Below are 2,624 nucleotides of genomic sequence, written 5' to 3' on the forward strand. Positions count from 1 at the left end.
GACCGCGATGAACCATCCGCACCAGGACCACGAACCGAACCGGCCAGGTGGAGGCCGGACGAGGGGACGGTGGTGGACCCTCGGGCTGGCCGGGGCTCGCCCTGCCCCTGCTGATCGCACTTGTACTGATCGTCATCGTGGCCCGGAGGCGTCGACGCAGGGCTGGCCCCCGGACAGACAGTAGACAAGCGACGATGGCGAACGCCCGCAAGGCGATCCGCCAGAGCGCCCGCCAGAGCCGCCTTCGGCGATTCGGCAGCCTTCGCGGAAAAGGTGGCGGCGGCAGCGAGGGCCAGACCTTCGACAGCAACGCCAGCAGCGAATCCGGCGGCGCGCCATAGCTCTGGTGCGCTACCGCACGACGGACGGAGCCCCGCCCCCACCGCGTACGGCAGGAGCGGGGCCCGCGTGAAACTGACTACTCCGGGTCGCTACCCGGCGCAGCCGAAGACGTTCACACAGTTGTTCGGACGGTTGCCGATAACGGTGGTACCGGTGGCCGTGTTCAGGTTGACGATCCCAGCCACGTTGAAGATGCCTCCGCCATCGGTCACGGCAAGGTTGTCGGTGACCTTCGAGGCGAAGAAGGTCAGCACCGCATCTGTGTCGTTCTGGACGCCGCCGCCCGTGTCGGCCTGATTACCGTCGATCTTGGTGTCGGACACCGTGGTCATGCCAGCGTTGAAGATGCCGCCGCCCTGGGCGCCGGCGGTGTTGTCGACGATGCTGCTGTCCGAGATGTTGGCGGTGGAGCCGCCGACGACAAAGAGGCCCGCACCGGTTTCGGCGGTGTTGCCGGCGAGGACGACCTTCTCCATCGTCAGCTGACCCGTAATGAAGACACCTCCACCAACATCGGCAGCGGAGTTCTTCTTGATGTGGGTGTCGGTTACCGAGCCGATTCCGCCATCAACGATGAAGAGCCCGGCTCCCTGGTCGGACCAGTTGCCGGAGATGGAGCTCTTGGAGACCTCGACCGTTCCTGCCGTGCTCCCGATGCCACCTCCCCCGACGGTACCGGTGTTCGCCTTGAGCTCAGACCGGTGCACGGTCAGCACACCCGTGTTATTGATGCCGCCCCCTTGCAGCGGGGAGGTGTTACGGCTGATGGTGGAGCGCTTGACGGTGGTGACCCCCTCGTTGGCGATACCGCCACCATTGCCGCCGGCGATGTTGCGGGTGACAGTGCTGTGGCTGACCGTCAATTCCCCGCCCGGTAGGACGCGGATGCCGCCCCCATCGACACCCGCCGTCTGGCCGCCGGTAATCGTCAGGTAGTTGAGGGTCAGGTCGCCACCGGCTTCGACAAAGAAGATCCGGAACTCCTCGGCGGCAGCGGCGCGTTCGATCGTGGTGTTCTTGCCGCCGTTGAGGGTGATCGGAGTGGCGATCGCGGGCAGACCGGCGCCCTCAATATCGGCGGTCAGCAGGTAGGTGCAGTCCTCGGCCAGGTCGAACACGCCGCCGCCGGTGGCGTTGGCGGACGTGATCGCGGCGATCAGCAGATCGGCGTCACACGGGACCGGCGTGCCGGCCCCGCCGTCTTTGCCCCGGCCGCTCTCGGTTGACCGGTGGTCCGCATCGGCCGCAGCGGCGGAGCCGGGTACGGGCTGGTTTGGTTGAGCGTGGGCGGTGGCGGCCAGAGCGGCCGTGGTGAATGCCAGGCCGGTCAATCCGGCCATCCCGACGGCCATCCACCACCGTGGCGGCCGACTATCAGTGCGGCTGGAGCTGTAGACATGTCGTTGAGATGGCATTGCGGTCTCGGTGTCCTTCCCCGTGAACGGCGAGGAACCCACCACCCAAGGAGAACACGGGTGGGCGTGTTCCTCAGCTACCAGACAGGCGGTAGCGGCCTCACCCTGAGCTAAACCGACACCGAGCCCACAGGACGGCGAACACGAAGGAATTACGCGAACGAGGTTCTCATATCACTATCGGCGCATCCACCCCACACCGTCCGTGCGGTAGGCAGCCGAGCGGTAGCGGCGGCCGGGCTCCCTGCTGACCACGACCGTCAACAGCAGGCCGCCCACCGACCCAGGCATGCGGTCGAAGAGGTAGCCGGCAAGCTAGATCTCTTCGAGCCGCTGGAGTTGGTGGCCGCCCTGGACACCAGCACCAACACCAGCCCGCAACCGAACAACAAGCATCCAGACCACCAGCAACGCCGCACTCGCAGCACCGGGGCGGCCTATCTGTCGCCGAGGGTCACGTCGCGGGTCATCACCCGACTGGCCGCCGGTCGCCTCGGCGCGGAGGCGGGCGGCCGGGAGAAGGTGAGCGCCTTGACCGACCGGGAGCGCGAGGTGCTGACGCTCTTCGGCAAGGGACTGTCCAACGCAGAGATCGCCGATCGGCTGTACCTGGTCGAGGGAACGGTCAAGGCACACGTGAGTACGCTGCTCACCCGGCTGGGTGCCCGCAACCGAGTGCAGGCGGCGATCGTCGCCCACCAGGCCGACCTGGTCTGACCGACAACTCGGTACGACCACGCCGGCTCGGGGCGGCGAGGAAGGTCATTCCTTCAGCCCGGGACATTCACCAGGTGGTGATCTTGTAACGGTTTCGTGAGGTCCGGAAAGGCGAAAGTGCCTGCCAGGCAAGGGAAAATGGTGATTGCG

Annotated in this window: 3 protein-coding genes; 2 read left to right on the forward strand and 1 reads right to left on the reverse strand. The window is 66.6% G+C overall.

Annotation, left to right across the window (positions count from 1 at the left end):
* Positions 1-194 precede the first annotated feature (194 nt).
* Positions 195-341: a hypothetical protein gene (locus K228_RS29950; protein ID WP_245603596.1), complete on the forward strand. Its 147-nt coding sequence runs from the start codon at positions 195-197 to the stop codon at positions 339-341.
* 90 nt (positions 342-431) lie between these two features.
* On the opposite strand, the gene K228_RS0124485 is transcribed toward K228_RS29950, so the two are convergent.
* Positions 432-1,694, reverse strand: a complete 1,263-nt coding sequence (locus tag K228_RS0124485) for a hypothetical protein (protein ID WP_080671705.1) — start codon at positions 1,692-1,694, stop codon at positions 432-434.
* Between the two features lie 405 nt (positions 1,695-2,099).
* Between K228_RS0124485 and K228_RS0124490 the strand changes: the two genes are divergently transcribed.
* Positions 2,100-2,474: a LuxR C-terminal-related transcriptional regulator gene (locus tag K228_RS0124490; protein WP_025620730.1), complete on the forward strand. Its 375-nt coding sequence runs from the start codon at positions 2,100-2,102 to the stop codon at positions 2,472-2,474.
* The last annotated feature ends 150 nt before the right edge of the window (positions 2,475-2,624 follow it).

Source organism: Salinispora cortesiana (assembly GCF_000484695.1).
In the GTDB taxonomy this organism is placed as follows: domain Bacteria; phylum Actinomycetota; class Actinomycetes; order Mycobacteriales; family Micromonosporaceae; genus Micromonospora; species Micromonospora cortesiana.

Coding starts and splice junctions, on each gene's coding strand:
- K228_RS29950 (WP_245603596.1), top strand. CDS start 195: ATGGCGAACGCCCGCAAGGCGATCCGCCAGAGCGCCCGCCAGAGCCGC.
- K228_RS0124485 (WP_080671705.1), bottom strand. CDS start 1,694: ATGGCCGTCGGGATGGCCGGATTGACCGGCCTGGCATTCACCACGGCC.